At 66.5% G+C, this 17037-nt stretch carries 15 protein-coding genes; 6 read left to right on the top strand and 9 right to left on the bottom strand.

From position 1 onward, the window contains the following. The first annotated feature begins 201 nt into the window (after window positions 1-201). Window positions 202-621, top strand: coding sequence for an OsmC family protein (locus GO606_RS08900; protein WP_169117611.1), 420 nt, complete (start codon window positions 202-204; stop codon window positions 619-621). Window positions 622-660: 39 nt separating this feature from the next. Here GO606_RS08900 and coq7 read toward each other — a convergent pair whose 3' ends face one another. The 5 genes from coq7 to GO606_RS08870 form a co-directional block, all read right to left on the bottom strand. After that, complete coding sequence (coq7, locus tag GO606_RS08895) at window positions 661-1281, bottom strand: 2-polyprenyl-3-methyl-6-methoxy-1,4-benzoquinone monooxygenase (RefSeq protein WP_169117604.1); 621 nt, start codon at window positions 1279-1281, stop codon at window positions 661-663. A gap of 19 nt (window positions 1282-1300) precedes the next feature. After that, window positions 1301-1813, bottom strand: coding sequence for a CNP1-like family protein (locus GO606_RS08890; protein WP_169117603.1), 513 nt, complete (start codon window positions 1811-1813; stop codon window positions 1301-1303). Between the two features lie 365 nt (window positions 1814-2178). Further along, window positions 2179-2658 (bottom strand): CBS domain-containing protein, encoded by a 480-nt coding sequence (locus GO606_RS08880; RefSeq protein WP_246979454.1) that lies wholly within the window; start codon window positions 2656-2658, stop codon window positions 2179-2181. 126 nt (window positions 2659-2784) lie between these two features. Beyond that, complete coding sequence (locus GO606_RS08875; RefSeq protein ID WP_169117601.1) at window positions 2785-3009, bottom strand: hypothetical protein; 225 nt, start codon at window positions 3007-3009, stop codon at window positions 2785-2787. Between the two features lie 22 nt (window positions 3010-3031). Then, window positions 3032-3562 carry an RNA pyrophosphohydrolase gene (locus GO606_RS08870; protein ID WP_169117600.1) on the bottom strand — a complete coding sequence of 177 codons (531 nt, stop codon included), beginning with the start codon at window positions 3560-3562 and terminating at the stop codon, window positions 3032-3034. A gap of 212 nt (window positions 3563-3774) precedes the next feature. Here GO606_RS08870 and GO606_RS08865 point away from each other — a divergent pair, with 212 nt between their 5' ends. Beyond that, window positions 3775-5526 (top strand): proline--tRNA ligase, encoded by a 1752-nt coding sequence (locus GO606_RS08865; protein WP_169117599.1) that lies wholly within the window; start codon window positions 3775-3777, stop codon window positions 5524-5526. Window positions 5527-5567: 41 nt separating this feature from the next. Further along, a complete protein-coding gene (locus GO606_RS08860) occupies window positions 5568-6194 on the top strand; it encodes a transglycosylase SLT domain-containing protein (protein WP_425532199.1) in 627 nt (208 codons plus the stop codon). A gap of 79 nt (window positions 6195-6273) precedes the next feature. Here the strand turns inward: GO606_RS08860 and GO606_RS08855 are convergent, their stop codons facing one another. Beyond that, the gene (locus GO606_RS08855) at window positions 6274-6894 is read right to left on the bottom strand and encodes a bactofilin family protein (protein WP_169117597.1); all 621 of its coding nucleotides are present in this window, start codon (window positions 6892-6894) and stop codon (window positions 6274-6276) included. 323 nt (window positions 6895-7217) lie between these two features. Between GO606_RS08855 and GO606_RS08850 the strand changes: the two genes are divergently transcribed. The 3 genes from GO606_RS08850 to GO606_RS08840 all read left to right on the top strand — a co-directional run bounded on the left by GO606_RS08850 (window position 7218) and on the right by GO606_RS08840 (window position 10673). Beyond that, complete coding sequence (locus GO606_RS08850; RefSeq protein WP_169117596.1) at window positions 7218-8627, top strand: sensor histidine kinase; 1410 nt, start codon at window positions 7218-7220, stop codon at window positions 8625-8627. A 79-nt stretch (window positions 8628-8706) separates the two neighbouring features. Then, the gene (locus GO606_RS08845) at window positions 8707-9273 is read left to right on the top strand and encodes a permease (protein WP_169117595.1); all 567 of its coding nucleotides are present in this window, start codon (window positions 8707-8709) and stop codon (window positions 9271-9273) included. After that, entirely contained in the window at window positions 9270-10673 is a 1404-nt protein-coding gene (locus tag GO606_RS08840; protein ID WP_169117594.1) for a sigma 54-interacting transcriptional regulator, read from the top strand. The genes GO606_RS08845 and GO606_RS08840 overlap by 4 nt, the downstream gene beginning before the upstream one ends. A 100-nt stretch (window positions 10674-10773) precedes the next feature. Here GO606_RS08840 and tldD read toward each other — a convergent pair whose 3' ends face one another. From tldD to GO606_RS08825, 3 genes are all read right to left on the bottom strand, one after another. Further along, window positions 10774-12219, bottom strand: a complete 1446-nt coding sequence (gene tldD, locus GO606_RS08835; protein WP_169117593.1) for a metalloprotease TldD — start codon at window positions 12217-12219, stop codon at window positions 10774-10776. Window positions 12220-12301: 82 nt separating this feature from the next. Continuing rightward, window positions 12302-13141 (bottom strand): carbon-nitrogen hydrolase family protein, encoded by an 840-nt coding sequence (locus GO606_RS08830; protein WP_169117610.1) that lies wholly within the window; start codon window positions 13139-13141, stop codon window positions 12302-12304. Next, the gene (locus GO606_RS08825; RefSeq protein WP_169117592.1) at window positions 13141-17025 is read right to left on the bottom strand and encodes a YhdP family protein; all 3885 of its coding nucleotides are present in this window, start codon (window positions 17023-17025) and stop codon (window positions 13141-13143) included. The genes GO606_RS08830 and GO606_RS08825 overlap by 1 nt, the downstream gene beginning before the upstream one ends. Window positions 17026-17037: the final 12 nt, after the last annotated feature.

The raw sequence follows: 17037 nt of genomic DNA, 5'->3' as shown, positions 1-17037 counted from the left end.
GGGTCACGTTAGCTTGCGGGGTCGAACCGCCAAAATATTGCGCGACCTCTTCCCGCCATCTTCCACCCCGTAGTTTCTTTCATCATCAGGGGTGGCGCTCGTCGCAATGACCGTTAGCCCTGTCGGATTACCATCCGGTAAAATGCCGCTCCGCCTCGCCCAGAGGTTCCCTCGCTCATCAAGCGAACAACGGAGTAGATGATGGAATGCACTATCAAGTGGGTCGATGGAATGACCTTCCTCGCGGAGACCGGTACCGGTCACGTCGTGGCGATGGATGGCGCTCCGGAGGCGGGCGGCCGGAATCTTGCCCCCCGGCCGATGGAAATGATGCTTGCCGGCGCTGGCGGGTGCACGGCGTTCGACGTCGTATTGATCCTGAAACGCGGGCGCCAGGATGTTCGCGGCTGTGAGGTAAAGCTCTCGGGCGAGCGTGCGGAAGCGGACCCGAAGGTGTTCACCCGCATCACTTTTCACTACACCGTGCGGGGTAAAGGGCTGAAGGCCGAGGCGGTGGAGCGCGCGATTCATCTATCAGCAGAGAAATACTGCTCGGCGTCGATCATGCTCGGCAAGACCGCCGAATTGGTGCACGAATGGGACATCGTCGAGTGCGAGTGAGGGCGCTGTGTGCCCGACGCGCCGCACGCGTTTTGCTCGTTATACCCGGTACGCGGTCGCCGTCATCACGCGGGCCATCAATCTCATCGCTCCCCTGAAGGGCGCAGGCAGTTCGTGAGCCCCGAGGGCGCGCGCGACGTCGGCGTGATGGGCCTCGTCCGCCTTCATCTGCTCGAGAATTTCACGAGACTTGCGGTCCTCGGGGGGCAAATGTTCCAGATGGCCGCTGAGATGCGCTTCGACCTGGCGCTCGGTTTCGGCAAGGAAGCCGAGATTCCATCGGTCGCCAAGCCTCCCGGCCAGCAGCCCCAGCGCCAGCGACCCGCCGTACCACAGCGGATTCAGCAAGCTCTTGCGCCCGCCGAGTTCGGAAATGCGTTGCTCGGTCCACGCCAGGTGCTCGGTTTCCTCGTCGGAGGCCCGCGCGAGCTCGCGCTTGACGTCGAGGTCGACCGCGCTCATCGATTGCCCCTGGTACAGCGCCTGGGCGCATATCTCGCCGCTGTGGTTGACGCGCATCAGGGCCGCGACATGCTGCCGGTCACGATCCCCCAGATGCGTTTCGGGCACGTCGGCGCCGGGGACCGGGCGCACGCTGCGCGCGGGAGCGAATAGCGTGCGCAACGCCTTGTCGAACTGGACAATCGCTTCGTCGATCATGAACACCTCGAGATGTCGGTCACTTCAATGCCGGCTCCATGCCACGCAGCCGCCGCAGCACTTCGCCGACGTTGCGCGGCGGGACTGGTCCGTCGCAGAAATATTCCTTCGCCAAAGCTGCGCGCGGACGGTTGTACGCGGTGTCGATGATTGGCTGCCAGCCGGCGTCGCGCGCCACCGCCCACTCGCCTGCGTCGCGGCCGACCGCATAGATACGCCATCCGGCCACCTCGCAGCGGATGCCTTCGAAAGTGACGTTCTCGGCTCCACCCGTGGTGTGCACCACAAGCACGTAGCGGACGACACCATCCTCGCCCACTGTCAGGCTATGCTCGTCGAGCAGAAAACGATTGCGCGAAGTCACATCGACGGGGAATTCGCGCAACGCGGAGGGAAGCGGCGGAGCCGGCAGCTCGTAGTCGCCTTCCTTCCAGTTCGGATCCGGATCGCTGAAAAGGCCGGCGCAAGCGGCGCCGGAAAAGAACACGAGGGCAGCCATCCCCGCTTGGACGATGGTTTGGAACGATTTCAAGCTTGCAGGTCTCCGCACAGGGACAAACGAATCCTCTCGGGCAGCGGATCCACCGCGGCAGAGTAGCCGGATGATCGATCCCGATTGCGAGCCCTCCACCGCTCTTCACCACCCGGATCATGTCCGGCGGCAGCTCGAATCGAAGGAAATGCACCGCAGAGGTCTTTTCGGCATTGTCACGTTCCAGATTCTCGTCGGCAATCGAAAAAGCAAAAACCAGCCTTACGTCCGCTAGGCGGGTGGACCAGCGACCCCCTACGACTCGAGGTTTTCAAGATATCCAGGTGGGCCTGCCCGGTCTCGCCTTCGGCCGTCCAGCGGAGGGGAAAGCGTCATGAGACGCCTTGCGTGCCGGGCTTATTGCCTCAGGCGGAGATTGCCGCTTCGATCTCGGCGAAATTCCTCGCGATCTCGGTGCTGACCGGCTGGGGCTCACCGAGCTGGCGCGCGATCTGTGAGGCCGAGAAAATCCCCCTGATCAGGCCCCGTCCGCCCTCGCAGCGTTCCAGCACCAAGGCATGCTGCCGGCCAGAACGTTTCAGCGTCGCGAGAACATGCCCCACGTCCGCGCGCATGACTTCGCCGAGTTCGACGGCCTCGGTGCGCTCGAGTGGCGTCATGACGGAATCGACGGTCAGTTCGCCGACCCGTGTGCCGCGTTCCTGTGCGGTCCGCACCGGGCTTTCGCCCAGCAGGTCGGCGACCGAAATCACGCCCATCACCTGCTGACGCGAATCGGTCACCAGCAACAGTCGCACTCCGCGCAGGATCATGGCGCGGTTGGCATCCCCCAGCGACGTTTCGGCCGCGATCGTCGCGGCGGGAATTCTCGTGAGGTCCGTCATGACCTCTATCGCCGGGGAGTTGCGGGAAACCCTGCGGTTGTTATCGGTTCTTGCGACTTCGCAATGCAGGCCCGCCAGGCGCGCTTGCGGAAGCGGATCGAATTCCCGGTTCATGGACACCTCCCATTACAGAATATTGACAAGCGTGCCGATCGCATGCCGCTGGTTTTTTCGGCCCGCCGCAAGCGCATTTTTTTCACGTCCGAGAAGCTTTGCAGCGACCGCAGCCGAACGGCCCGGACGCATCCATTCGACCCGATCGTTTCCGGGGAGTTCATCGCCGTCAACCGACTGAATCCGGGGACCCGAGCGTCGGCCAAAGAAAACGCCCCGCATGACGAACATCGACATGCGGGGCGACGAGGAATGGCGCTCAAGGCTCGCGCACTTCGGTCAGTACCTTGTAGGCCTCGGGGGGGTCCCGGGGCCGCGTGCGGAACAATGTCTTCGACAGTTCGAACAACGCCTGCTGGTACACCTGCCGCTTGAACTCAATCACGGCTTCCAGTGGCACCCAATAGTCACTCCAGCGCCAGGCATCGAACTCCGGATGAGTGCTGGCTCGCAGACAGACGTCGGAATCACGCCCCACCAAACGCAACAGAAACCAGATCTGCTTCTGTCCCCGGTAGGTATTGCGCCATTCCCGTTTGATCCAGTGCTTCGGAACGTCGTACCGCAACCAACCACGCGTGCGGCCGAGAATCTTCACATGCTCGGGACGCAGACCCACTTCCTCGAACAGTTCGCGAAACATGGCCTGCTCGGGCGTTTCGCCGTGCTTGATGCCACCTTGCGGGAACTGCCACGAATGCTCACGGATCCGCTTGCCCCAGAAAACCTCATTGCGCGTGTTGACCAGAATGATGCCGACGTTCGGGCGATAGCCTTCACGATCGAGCATGATCAAACCTTCAATTCAAGAACTGTCACAATTTTTCCACATTTACAGAGGCTTGGAAAGGCGAACCACCGGAAGCGTTCCCGTTCCGCAGCTTCGCGGCGGGTGGGCAGCAGGCCGGGCGGCGTAGGGGCGCGGCGTACCGCGATCTGCATATCCGTCGTCGACACGGTAAAATCGCGTCTTTGCTCACCAGCCCGACCCCCGGACCCAGCATGCGCGCCAGCCAGTATTTCATCTCCACCCTCAAGGAAGCCCCCTCGGATGCCGAGGTCGTCAGCCAGAAACTGATGCTGCGCGCGGGCTTCATCCGCAAAGTCGCAGCCGGCATCTACAGTTACCTTCCCATCGGCCTGCGCGTGATCCGCAAGGTCGAGGACATCGTGCGCGAGGAAATGAACCGCGCCGGCGCACTCGAACTGACGATGCCGCTCGTGCAGCCCGCCGAACTGTGGGACGAAACCGGTCGCTGGGAACAGATGGGCGCCGAGATGCTGCGCTTCAAGGATAGGCACCAGCGCGACTTCGCGCTGCAGCCCACGTCTGAGGAAGTGGTCACCGACATCGCTCGTCAGGAACTGAAAAGCTATCGTCAGCTGCCGAAGAACTTCTACCAGATCCAGACTAAGTTCCGCGACGAGCGCCGGCCGCGATTCGGCGTGATGCGTGGCCGCGAGTTCACGATGAAGGACGCGTATTCGTTCGACCGCGACGCGGCGGCCGCAGGCCGCAGCTACGACGCGATGTATGCCGCCTACTGCCGCATTTTCGACCGGCTCGGTCTGACGTACCGGGCTGTTGCTGCCGACACCGGGGCGATCGGCGGGGATCGTTCGCATGAATTCCAGGTCATCGCCGACACCGGCGAGGATGCGATCGTCTACTGTCCCGGCTCCGCCTACGCGGCCAACATCGAACTTGCCGAAGCGCTGCCGTTGCTGGCGACCCGCGCCGCGCCGGCCAAGGCGCTCGAAAAAACCCCCACTCCGGGCAGGACGACCTGCGCAGAGGTCGCCGAGCTTCTCGGCGTGCCGCTCGCGACGACGGTGAAATCGCTGGTCCTCGCGACCGAGGACGTCGATGACGCGGGCAAGCCGGCCGGCGTCACGCTGTGGCTGCTGCTGCTGCGGGGCGATCACGAACTGAACGAGGTCAAGGCGGGCAAGCTCCCCGGCCTGAAGGCGGGGTTCCGCTTTGCGACGGAAACCGAGATCGCCGAGCGCTTCGGCTGCAAGGCCGGCTACCTCGGGCCCGTGGGCTTGAAGAAGACCGTCAGGGTCGTCGCCGACCGCACCGTCGCGAACATGGCCGACTTCATCTGCGGCGCCAACGAGGCGGACTTCCACTTGACCGGCACGAACTGGGGCCGCGACCTGCCGGAACCCGATCTCGTCGCCGACCTGCGCAACGTCGTCGAAGGCGACCCGAGCCCGGACGGCATGGGACGGCTCGCGATCCAGCGCGGTATCGAGGTCGGCCACGTTTTCTACCTCGGCACCAAATACTCGCAGTCGATGAATGCGACCTTCCTCGACGAGGACGGCAAGCCGAAGCATTTCGAAATGGGCTGCTACGGCATCGGCGTCACGCGCATCCTCGGTGCGGCGATCGAGCAGAACCACGACGCCCGCGGCATCATCTGGCCGGACGCGATCGCACCGTTCCGCGTCGTCGTCTGCCCGGTCGGCTGGGGCAAGTCCGAAGCGGTGCGCAGCGAAGCGACGAAGCTCTACGAAACGCTGCTCGCCGGCGGCATCGACGTGATCCTCGACGACCGCGACGAGCGTCCCGGCGTGATGTTCGCCGACTGGGAACTGATCGGCGTTCCGCATCGCGTCGTCATCGGTGATCGCGGACTGAAGGAAGGGATAGCCGAATATCAGGGGCGGCGCGACGCCGAGCCGGCGAAGATTCCGCTTGCCGAACTCGCCGCTTTTGTCGGCTCGAAGCTCCAGCCGGCCGCGTGAGGAGCGTCGATAGCCGTGGCAGGAGTGCCGCGTGCGGCCTCGTGCTGAGTGTCGCTCTGCTCGCGGGTCTCGCCGGCGCTCCGGAGCAAGCGCTCGCCGGCCGCCAGCAGTACGAACCGATGGCGGCGAGCGTGCGCTCGGCGTTACATGCGGCGGTAAGCGACGCGGGCGCTCCGGAACTCCTCATTGCCAACGCCGGGGAGCGTGTGCGGTGGCTGCAGGATATGTCCCGTCGTCTCGAAAAACGTATCCCGGATCCTCATTACCGGGAAGAATTGCTGACCGCCGTGCACTACGAAGCCACGCGGGCGGGACTCGATCCGCAACTCGTGCTGGGCCTGATCCAGGTCGAGAGCGGCTTCCGGAAATACGCCGTGTCGAGCGCCGGAGCGCGCGGCTTCATGCAGGTGATGCCATTCTGGATCAAGGCTATCGGCCTGCCGGAAGACAATCTCTTCCACCTGCGCACGAACCTGCGCTACGGCTGCACGATCCTGCGCCACTATCTGGACATCGAAAAAGGCGATCTGTACCGGGCGCTGGGACGCTACAACGGCAGCCTCGGCAAGCCCGAGTACCCGAACCTGGTGCGGGCGGCGTGGGAGAAGCACTGGGGCTACCAAGCGCTGCGGCTCGCGTCCGATGACCGCGGGAGCCGCGCGAACTGAACTGATGAGCGGGCGCGCCTGCGGCGACCGGCCTTCAGCAGGCCGCCTCCTGGCGCATGTCGCTCAGACACGACAATCGTCAGCCGGCGCCCACGACTGCGACTTTCGGCGTCGACTCCTCGCGCGGCACGACCCTCCCCGCTTCCTTCGCCGACGCCAGGGACTGGACGTCGCCGGACAGCTCGCCGCCTTCCTCGATCAGGATCTTGCCGTAGCGGATCTTGCCGCTGACACGGCCCGTCGCGTGGATCACGAGTTGGGTGCGCGCAGTGAGTTCGCCGTCGAACCGGCCGCGGATTTCCGCGATGTCGATGCCGACCGTTCCTGCAAACGAGCCGCTTTCGGCGATGCGAATGACGCGGCTGTCCATGGTCGCTTCGACGCGACCCTCGACGATCAGCGTGTCGCAATCCAGTATCTCCGCGCCTTTGAGCTTGACCTCCGGCCCGACGATGAGGCGGCTGCCGGAACCGTAGCCGGCGTCTTCTGCGACCTCGTTGGCGCGCGGAAGGGGACTCGACGCGGCTGTCCCGCCTGCCCCGCTGCTCGCGCCGGCATCGCGCGGCGACGGGGAGGTCTCGGCAGAACTGCTGGTCAGCCCGGCCGGCTGAGCGGTTGCGAAATTGCCCGGCCCGATGCGCTGTCCACGCGCGGCCTGTGGATCGGCAGCTTTCGGGAACACTGGGGATTTGCTGAACATGATCTCTCCTGGGTGAATTCGCGTCAGACGACCAGCGACGCGGACGCAAAATTCACGCCATGCGGATTTAGTCTTTTATATTCATCTTTCTACGAATATAAGCTGGAACAATACACGAGATTTTTTGCGCTCTGATGTCGCCATGACACGACATCTCATATGCGGATTCGCATTAAGCATTTGAATTTTATTGATTTGTTTATGTCGCTTCAGAGCGACATTCGTGTAGCCAAAAAGCGCCAGCTTGCATTTCCTTACGGACCCCGCCTGAGACCGCGCACTAAACTGCGACGCCGGACTATGAGCTCATTCGCCGGCCGTCCATGTCCCGCCTGTCCTTCAGTGCCACGCTGCTTGCGAGCTTTCTGCTGATCGCCGCGATCCTGGGCACCGCAGCGCTTGGCGGACTGCTGACCCTCGAAGACTTTGCGGTGCGCAGTCGCGAAGGCGCAGGACACGCGCTCGGTTTTTCCAGCGCGCTCCAGGAACTGGGCGAACGCACGGTGGATATGGAACGCAGCGCCCGCCAGTTTCTGGTTCTCGACGATCCCGTGCTGCTCGAGCGGTTCGAGCAGGCGCGCGACGACTCGATGACGGCGCTGGTGTGGATTGCCGGCCTCGGAAGCGCGAAATCGCAAGAACTCGTCAACCAGTGGATCGACGCTTCCAACCGGGGCGCGGCAGCGTTGAACGCTCGCGCGGGAGCCGACGCCGCGCTCCGGGCACTCGGCGAGTTGCCGATCCTCAACGAGCAGCTCGCTGCGGAACTCCGCCTGCAGCTGGAGGCGGAGTCGAAACAGCTGCTCGACGAACTCGACAGCAATCGCGAACAGCTGGCGTGGCACTTGTTGGTGGCGGTGACGGCGGCCTTCCTGCTCGCGGCGCTCACCGGATGGTGGGTGCTGCGGCCGCTGAACAGGGTCGAAGGCGCGATCGAAGCGCTCGGCGAGAGCCGCTTCGACGAAGCGGTCATCATTGGCGGGCCAGCCGACCTGCGCCGGGTGGGGCGGCGCCTGGACTGGCTGCGGGTACGTCTCGCGGACCTGGAAGCGAACCGTACGCGAGTGCTGCGCCATGTGTCGCACGAACTGAAGACTCCGCTCGCATCCCTGCGCGAAGGCATCGCGCTGCTCAAGGACGGCGTTGTCGGCAGGCTCACGACCGAGCAGCACGAAGTCGTGGCCATTCTTGAACACAATACCCGCGCGCTGCAGCTGCGCATCGAAGGATTGCTCGGCTACAACGCCGCGGTGTTCGACGCGCGCAGCCTCAAGCGCCGGAAAGTGGCATTGCGAGCACTGGTCGAGGCGGTGGTCGCGGAACAGCAATTGCAGATACAGAGCCGGAATCTTCACGTCGATATCGACGTAAAAGGCAATGTCCCGCCGTTGATCGCCGATCCCGACAAGCTGCGGATCGCGCTCGCGAACCTGGTCGCGAACGCGATCTCGTTCAGTCCGCACGGGGGCAAGGTCCGCTTGAAAATCGCTCGCGAGCGGCGCGACGTGACGATCGACTGCATCGACGAGGGACCTGGCGTGCCTGAAAACGAATCCGAACGCATCTTCGAACCTTTTTACCAAGGCAGCCGGCAGCCGGCAGCGCCGCGTCATGGCAGTGGCCTGGGGCTTTCGATCGTGCGCGAATTCATCCACGCGCATGGCGGGAAAATCGAGCTGGTGCCGACCTCTGCGGGCGCCCATTTCAGGATCGTGCTTCCCGATGAAAGCTGAAACTGAAACGGGTCGCTCAGCCTCGTCGGTCCCGGCAAGTTCTGCGGCACGGCGACCGGGGTTCGTCGCAAGGACGTTCGTGGCCTTGCTGGCCGCCGTCCTGCTGGGGGCGTGCGCGAACCTGGCTGCGCCGGGGCCGGGCGACGCCGAGCGCGCCGACCCGTCGAAGGACGGCGGCCGACGCGCAGTCGAGAGTGCGATCGAGTACTACCATTTCGTCCGCCAGCTCGAACCGGCCGAGCTGGAACGGGAACGGGATGTCCTTGCGGTCGGCGCGGGCGACCCGCTGAATCAGCTGCTCCAGGCGATCGCGCTCGCCCGTCCGCCGGGAAGCAATATTCCGCGCGCGCTGGCATTGCTGGCAGTGGTGGACGCCTCGCCACGACCCGAGGCGGTCGCGTTGCGTCCGCTGGCGCGGCTGCTGGCCGATCAATTTGCCGAGCAGCAACGTCTCGAGACGGCGGCGCAATCCCTCGCCCGGCAACTCGAACGCACCGGCCAGCATCTCAAGGAAAGCCGCCGGCACGCCCGCGAGCTCGAGGAAAAGATCGAGGCGCTGACCGAGATCGAACGCACGCTACCGGAGCGCCCGGCCGCCCATGCGGCCCCGCCTCTGGCGCCGACGGAACGGAGGATCACGCGATGAAACCCACTCACAGCCCTGCCCCCACTGCCGGCGCCCACCTGCTGCTCGTCGATGACGACACCGACCTGCTCAAGCTGCTGTCGCTGCGCCTGCACGCGAGCGGCTATCGCGTCAGCACCGCCGAGACGGCGGAGGCGGCGCTCGGGCGCATCGCAGTCGAACGCTTCAGCCTGGTCGTCAGCGACGTGCGCCTGCCCGACCGCGACGGGCTCGCGCTGTTCGAAGAGATCCGGCGCACCTGCCCGGTGCTGCCGGTGATCCTGCTTACTGCGCACGGCAGCATTCCCGACGCCGTCGAGGCGACCTCCCGCGGCGTCTTCGGCTATCTGACGAAACCTTTCGACAGCCAGGCGCTGCTCGAGAAGATCGCGCAGGCGCTGCAAGTGGGCGGCCCGATGCACATCGGGGACGACGCCGATGACGGGGACTGGCGCGATGAAATCATCAGCCACAGCAACCGCATGGCGACTGTTCTCGACGAAGCCCGCCTCGTCGCCGCGTCGGACGCGAGCATCCTCATCCGCGGCGACAGCGGCACTGGCAAGGAATTGCTCGCGCGCGCGATCCACCGCATCAGCAGCCGCGCGAACGCGCCGTTCGTCGCGATCAACTGCGGCGCGATTCCGGAACAGTTGCTCGAATCGGAACTCTTCGGCCATGTGAAAGGCGCCTTCACCGGCGCGGCAACGGCCAACACCGGGCTTTTCCTCACCGCCCATCGCGGCACGGTGTTTCTCGACGAGATCGGCGACATGCCGCTCGCGCTGCAGGTGAAGCTGCTGCGCGTGCTGCAGGAGCGCGCCGTGCGCCCTGTGGGCGCGAGTCGCGCCGAGCCGATCGACGTGCGCATCATCTCCGCGACGCACCGCGACCTGGAGCTCGCGCTTGCCGAGGGGCAGTTCCGCGAGGATCTGTTCTACCGGCTCAACGTCGTCAGCCTGACCTTGCCGACGCTCGACCAGCGCCGCGAGGACATCCCGCTGCTCGCCAACCACTTCCTTCAGGTGATCGGGCGCAAATACCACAAACGGCTGCGCGGTTTCGCCCCGGAAGCGATGGAAGCGCTCGCGACCGCGGCCTGGCCGGGGAATATCCGCCAGTTGCAGAACGTCGTCGAACAGGCCTGCGCGCTCGCGACGACGTCGCTGATCCCGCTCGCACTGGTCGAGCGGGCGCTGCGCGTGCCGAGCATCGAAGCCCTGAGTTACGCCGAAGCGAAGCAACGCTTCGAGCGCAACTACCTCATCCAGCTGCTCAAACTCACCGACGGCAATGTTTCGGACGCGGCGCGCCTCGCGGACCGCAATCGCACGGAGTTCTACCGCCTGCTGCAACGGCATGCGCTGACTCCGAGCCTGTTCCGCTACGGCGGGGTTGTTGCCCGCGAACGACAGCCATAACGTCAAAACGCCTTCGATACCGCCTTTTCAACCTGCCTATTGCACGCCCGAGCAGCAGCAACGCCTCCGGGCGGCTGGAACGCATGGGCGCCGGCAGTCTTCAGCCGGTCCCGCCGACCGTCAACCCGTCGATGCGCAGCGTCGGCTGGCCAACCCCGACCGGCACGCTCTGGCCATCCTTGCCGCACGTGCCGACGCCCGGATCGAGAGCCATGTCGTTGCCGATCATCGATACGCGCGTCAGCGCATCCGGACCGTTGCCGATCAGCGTCGCACCCTTGACCGGCCGCGTGACCTTGCCGTTCTCGATGAGATAGGCCTCGGCGGTCGAGAAGACGAACTTGCCCGACGTGATGTCGACCTGTCCGCCACCGAAATTGGCTGCGTACAGGCCTTTTTTCACCGATTTGATGATTTCCTCATGCGACTTGTCGCCGTTCAGCATGTAGGTGTTCGTCATGCGCGGCAGCGGCAGGTGGGCAAACGACTCGCGGCGGCCGTTGCCGGTCGGCTTCACGCCCATCAGGCGCGCATTCATCGTGTCCTGCATGTAGCCGGTGAGGATGCCGTCCTCGATCAGCACCGTGCATTCGGTCGGATTGCCCTCGTCGTCGATCGTCAACGAGCCGCGGCGGTCCGGCAGCGTGCCGTCGTCGACGACCGTGACGCCTTTCGCCGCCACCTGCTGCCCCATGCGCCCGGAGAACGCGGAGCTGCCCTTGCGGTTGAAGTCGCCTTCGAGGCCGTGGCCGATCGCCTCGTGCAGCAGGATGCCGGGCCAGCCCGGCCCGAGCACGACGCTCATCGTGCCGGCCGGCGCCGGCCCGGCGCCGAGATTCGTGCGGGCCTGATGCACTGCCGCCAAAGCATATTCGCGCAGCCGGTCATCGTCGAAATAACCGTAGTCGAAGCGTCCGCCGCCGCCGCCGCTGCCTTGCTCGCGGTCGCCGTTTTCTTCCATGATCACGGTGACCGAAACCCGCACCAGCGGACGCACGTCGGCCGCCATGTGGCCGTCGCTGCGCATCACCATGACGACTTCCCACGAGCCGGAAATGTGCGCCATCACCTGCGTGACGCGCGGGTCTTCGTCGCGCGCGAAGCGTTCGAGCCGTTCGAGCAGCTTCACTTTCGCGGTGTCGTCGAGCGACGCGAGCGGATCGTCGCCGCGGTACAGGCGCGGCACGCCGGCATGCGGCCGGACCGCGACGCTGCGCTGGCCGCCGGCATCCGCGATCGCCCGCGTGGCTTCGGCAGCCGCAGTGAGCGCCGGCAGCGAAATGTCATCGGAGTAGGCGAAGGCGGTCTTCTCGCCGCAGATCGCGCGCACCCCGACGCCCTGCTCGATGTTGAAGCTGCCGGACTTGACGATGCCTTCCTCGAGGCTCCAGCCTTCGGAACGGTGATACTGGAAATACAGGTCGGCGTAGTCGAGCCGGTGGTTCAACAGCTTGCGGAACACTTTTTCGAGTTCCGGATGGCCCAGATCGTAGGGGTTCAGCAGGTAGCGGTCGGCAACCTTAAGCGAGTTTTGTGTGGGGCTCATTGTTTGTCCAGTCGTTGGATCGCCCTGTTCGACAGGGCCGACCCGATAAAGGTCACCGGAGTCTTGTCCGGCACCCTCGGGTTCAGGTTGCGAGGCAGCGGTGCCGCAGCGCCGGCAGGCTCTCGCGCACCGCCGCGATACGCTCGGGGTCGAGGTCCGCGGCGACGATGCCGGGTCCTTCGTCCCGGCAGGCGAGCACCTCGCCCCACGGGTCGACGATCAGGCTGTGTCCCCAGGTCACGCGCCCGCCCGGATGGCGTCCGCCCTGCGCAGGCGCCATCACGTAGCACTGGTTCTCGATCGCGCGCGCACGCAGCAGCACCTCCCAATGGTCGCGACCGGTCGTCCAGGTGAAGGCCGCCGGCAATACGATCAGATCGACCTTGCCCATCGCGCGGAAGAGTTCGGGGAAACGCAGGTCGTAGCACACCGACAAGCCCACGCGGCCGCACGGGCCGTCGAACGTGACCACCTCGCGCCCGGCCTCGATCGTCGCGGCCTCGTCGTACTGTTCGCTGCCCTTGCGGAAGCCGAACAGATGGATCTTGTCGTAGCGGGCGACCTGCTTGCCACTCGGGTCGTACACCAGCGTGCTGTTGCGGACCTTGCCGTCGGCTTCGGCGACGAGCGGAATCGTGCCGCCGACGAGCCACACGCGATGACACATGGCCGCCTCGCGCAGGAAGTCCTGCAGCGGGCCGTGGCCTTCGCTCTCGCGGATCGCGACCTTCGCCGTCTCGTCCGGTGTGATCAGCGGGAAATACTCCGGCAGCGCGACGATCCGTGCACCGTCAGCCGCAGCTTCGGCAACCAGCGCCGCCGCGACGCGCAGGTTCTCCGCGACGTCCGGGCCGGACACGGTCTGGATCGCCGCGATCCGGCACGCTCCGGGCGAAGGGTCTGGGGACACGCTCACGTTCATCATTCCTGGTCAGGTTGCGGATTCGCCGCGGCCGAACGGCCGGCGAGCTTCTCGACCTTCGGGTCCGCCCAGCTGCCGGTGATCGCGTAATTGAAGGCGAACAGCTTTTCGATCGGGTCGCTGAGCGCTTTCTGCGCGACGTAGGCGACGACGCCGGCGACCGGATTGATCAGTCCGGCCGCCGCGCCGATCGCGACCGATTCGGACAGCGTCGGCTGAACCGTGACCTTCAGGTCCTGGGTTTCCCTTTCGACGTCGGCCGAACCGCTCATGAGGATCCGGGCCGCCGGGCCGCGGATCAGCAGATCCTCGGTCCGCATGACGCCGGCGCTGACGTCGATGCTACCGGAAATGCGATCGAACGCGAATCCTTCGCTGAGGACATCGCGAAAATCCAGCGTCAACCGTCGCGGCAGCGCCTGCAGGCTGAGGACGCCGAGCAGGCGGCCCATGCCCGGCTCGAGCTTGCGGAACTGGCCGTTGCCCGCTTCGACGAGCATTCCGCCCGACAGCGACGGGTAGTGGATGCGCGTCGGCGCCCCGCTCCAGCCGAGCTTGCCGCTGAGGACCGCATGCCCGCCGCGCACCGCCTCCTCGTAGCCCATGCGCGTCGCGAAACGGCCGATGTCGCTGGCTTCGAGACGAAAATCGAGCGCGGTGCTGGCGCGGGCGCCGGGTCGCCATTCGCCGCTGCCGGCCAGCGTCGCGTCGGCATTGGCGATCGCGAGGGCATCGAGATGCCAGACCTCGCCGCGATTGCGGGCCTGCAGTTCGAGGCGTCCGAGGTCGATGCCGCGCAGCACGAAGCGTTCGGCGACGACATTCAGTCCGGGCAGCCGGCGCGGCGGCTCATAGGCTTCGAGCGGATCCGCGCCGCCGCCCCCGCCCTCGTCCACGCCACCCCCTACAACAAGACGCTTCAGGCGCGCCTGGAGTGCGCCTTCGCCGCGCTCGCGCCAGTCGAACTCGCCCTCGACTTCAGTGCTCGCGATGCGCCCCTTCCAGCCGCCGGCATCGGTTCGGGCAGCAATCCGCACCTCCGACAGGCTCTGCCCGAAGGCCGTCGCGCGCTTCGCCCGCAGTTCGATGCCCGCGAGCGACGGCATCTGCCCGGCGGCGGCGCCCGGCTGCTCACCGGCGGCCTCCTCGCCACCGAAAACCGTGCGCCACGCGTCGACGTCGAGCTCATCGAGGTCGGCGACCACCATCACGCCGCGTTCAGCCTGGCGCAGCGGCGCAAACAGCGCCAGGCCACCACGGTCGATCTCCCATCCCTGCTCGCTGCGTCGCCGCACGAGCTCGAGTTCGGCGCGCCCTTCGAGCGAGACGCGGATGTCCTCACGCGCGCCGCCGGGAAAGGCGAGCGCGACGCGCAGCGGCCAGCGCGCCGTCGCACTCTTGTTCATCGGCTGCGGCAGGCTAGACGCCACCCCCGACAGGTCGGACTGCACGACGACGCTGGTCTGTTGCGCGCGCAGGTCGATGGTGGCCTGCCAAGGCAGCGTCCCCGACAGGTGCGCAAGCACCGGCCAGTCCTGCGCCTGCCGCAACGCCTGGACGCTTGCCGCCCCCGTCGCCCTGAAGCTCACGCCGCCGTCCTTCGCGGCACCGGCGACCAGTTGCATCGGTTCGCCGAAAAGCCGTCCGTGCGCAGCCGGGATCGCGAGATCCTTTTCGGTGAAACGCACTCTGCCCGCGGCTTCGGTCACCGGCGGCAACGCGTCGACCAGCCACAGGCGATTGTCGGCGAAGCGGAATTCGCCTTTCACGGTGCTGCCGCCGATGTCGCGCAGCGGCATCACCAGCTTCAGGTCGAGCGTTCCGCGCCCCTCGGCGCGCATGCCGTCGGTGAAACCGTCGATCCGCCCGCTGACCGGACTCGCCGACACGAAGCGGAGAAACTCCGCGGTCGGACCGCCTGCCCGCCCGTCGATCGTCATCACCTCGCCGGCAGGCGCATCGAGCTCCGGCACGTCGGCGACGACGCGGCCCAGCGTCGCGCCCAAGATGCGCGCGCGCTCGGCAACGATTCGCATCCCCGGCCCATCGAAACGGACTTCGGCGTGAATGTCGGTCATCGCCGGCCAGCCTTCGGCATAGTCGAGGCTTGCTCCGGCAACGCGCGTCGTCACCAGGAACTGGCCCGATGCGCCGTCGCGAAACGGAAAGTCGTCGAGCTTGCCCCGCAGCCGCAACCGCGCCTCCGGCACCGTTCCGCCACTGAGGCTGTGGCGCAGCCAGTCGCGCGTCGCGTCGTTGACGACTTTCGGCAGGTAGCGCCACACGGCCTTGCTTTCGGCGCGCGTCAGGTGCGCCGCGAGGTCGATTTCTCCGCGCCCTTCGGCCGCAGGCCGATACCAGCCGGAAGCGCTGCCGGCGGCATCCGGGTTGTCGAAACTCGCGCGGTCGAGCGCGATCTCCAGTTGTCCGTCCTTCCGCGTCCAGCCGCCGTCGGCGCGCAGCATCGAGAACGCGAGGCGGGGCTCCGGGAAGACCGCGGGCAGGTCGAGCGCCATGTCCTGCCCGACGAGACGGAAACGGCCGCGCTGTTCGTCGCCGTCGATCTCGCCGGACAGCCCGGCGAGGCCCGGCAGCACCCCTTGCGGCCGCAGCCCGAGGTCGTGGAACCGGGTCTTCACGCTCCAGCTGTCGGGCCGCGCGACGTCGCCGCGCCATGCGGCCTGCAAGTCCTCCAGCCGCCCCTGCGGATCGACCGCCGCAAGGCGCGCCCGTCCCGCCTCGTCAAACGGCAGATGCGCCGCCAGACGCGCGAGCACGGCAAAATCGAGCCGGTTCGCGCTGAACTGTCCCCCGTCCGGCTTGCCGTCGATCGGCTCGCGCAGCGTGAAATCGAAATCGACGGGTTCGTCCAGGCCGTCGCCGGTGGCGATTTGCAGCGCCCGCGCCGATAAGCTCAGCCCGGCCGGCGAACGCCGCCCGGACAGCCAGCCGCGGGCGCTGGCGAGCTGCAGTTCGGGCAGCTCCGCAGCAAGGCGCGTCGCGACGTCAGCAGCAGCGAAATTCGCCGTGAATGCCTCCGGCTGCCCGTGCGTGAGGTCCAGCCACGCCCGCACGCCGCCGCTGCCGGCAAGTTCGATCGGATAGTCGATCCACGCGCGCCATCCCCCGAAGTCGGCCTGCGCGAGGGCCAGGTAAAGCTCGCCGCTCCATGTCGCGGGCGCCGCGGGCTGCGCACTCGTGATGTCCCCGCGCAGGTCAAGGGTCGACGCGAGCGCAGCAGGAGGCGCGGCCTGCAGGCCGAAGCGGTAACGCCCGCCGGCATGGACGAGACGGAAATTCACGTGTTCGAGCCGCAGCTCCGGGGCCGCGCGCCAGGCATCGTGCCAGCTCAGCACCGCATCGCGGATCACGAGCTCGCGCTGCCCGAACAGCCAGTCCGACAGCCCGCCGGAAGGGCCGCCCGAGTCGACGGGAATCCCGGCGACGAAGAGCTGCCCGCCGGCATCGCGCCGCAACGCCAGTTGCGGCGCATGCAGGACGAGCTGGTGAAAGTGCGGCTGCCCGCGCAGCAGCGACGACCACGCGAGCGTCGCATCGACGGTCTCGAGCCGCAGCGCGGGACGGCCTTCGCGGTCGCGCAGCTCGACACCCGACAGATGCAGGCGCGGACGCAGCCCCGACACGTCCGCCGACAGCGCGTCGATCGAAACCGGCAGGCCGACCGCATCGCCGATCACCGCGGCAATGTGGCCGCGATACTGGTCGGCACGCGGCAGCAGCACGTCGCGCACGAACAGAAACGACAGCGCCGCGACGAAGAATGCAAGCGCCAGCCCGATCGCCAGGGGACGCCACGGCGCGCGGCGGGGCGTTGCCGTGCTCGCGGCGTCGTTTGCGGCAGGAAGGACGGAAGGAGCGTTCATCTCGATAATGCT

The sequence above is a fragment of the Aromatoleum anaerobium genome (assembly GCF_012910705.2).
In the GTDB taxonomy this organism is placed as follows: Bacteria; Pseudomonadota; Gammaproteobacteria; order Burkholderiales; family Rhodocyclaceae; genus Aromatoleum; species Aromatoleum anaerobium.
The sequence above is the reverse complement of the archived record's forward strand: the minus strand, read 5'-3'. Positions and strand labels throughout refer to the sequence as shown.

Excerpts from the sequence above, each read along its gene's own strand:
- GO606_RS08900 (WP_169117611.1), top strand. The coding sequence starts at position 202 with ATGGAATGCACTATCAAGTGGGTCGATGGAATGACCTTCCTCGCGGAG.
- coq7 (WP_169117604.1), bottom strand. The coding sequence starts at position 1,281 with ATGATCGACGAAGCGATTGTCCAGTTCGACAAGGCGTTGCGCACGCTA.
- GO606_RS08880 (WP_246979454.1), bottom strand. The coding sequence starts at position 2,658 with ATGACGGACCTCACGAGAATTCCCGCCGCGACGATCGCGGCCGAAACG.
- GO606_RS08875 (WP_169117601.1), bottom strand. The coding sequence starts at position 3,009 with ATGTCGATGTTCGTCATGCGGGGCGTTTTCTTTGGCCGACGCTCGGGT.
- GO606_RS08870 (WP_169117600.1), bottom strand. The coding sequence starts at position 3,562 with ATGCTCGATCGTGAAGGCTATCGCCCGAACGTCGGCATCATTCTGGTC.
- GO606_RS08865 (WP_169117599.1), top strand. The coding sequence starts at position 3,775 with ATGCGCGCCAGCCAGTATTTCATCTCCACCCTCAAGGAAGCCCCCTCG.
- GO606_RS08855 (WP_169117597.1), bottom strand. The coding sequence starts at position 6,894 with ATGTTCAGCAAATCCCCAGTGTTCCCGAAAGCTGCCGATCCACAGGCC.
- GO606_RS08850 (WP_169117596.1), top strand. The coding sequence starts at position 7,218 with ATGTCCCGCCTGTCCTTCAGTGCCACGCTGCTTGCGAGCTTTCTGCTG.
- GO606_RS08840 (WP_169117594.1), top strand. The coding sequence starts at position 9,270 with ATGAAACCCACTCACAGCCCTGCCCCCACTGCCGGCGCCCACCTGCTG.
- tldD (WP_169117593.1), bottom strand. The coding sequence starts at position 12,219 with ATGAGCCCCACACAAAACTCGCTTAAGGTTGCCGACCGCTACCTGCTG.
- GO606_RS08830 (WP_169117610.1), bottom strand. The coding sequence starts at position 13,141 with ATGAACGTGAGCGTGTCCCCAGACCCTTCGCCCGGAGCGTGCCGGATC.
- GO606_RS08825 (WP_169117592.1), bottom strand. The coding sequence starts at position 17,025 with ATGAACGCTCCTTCCGTCCTTCCTGCCGCAAACGACGCCGCGAGCACG.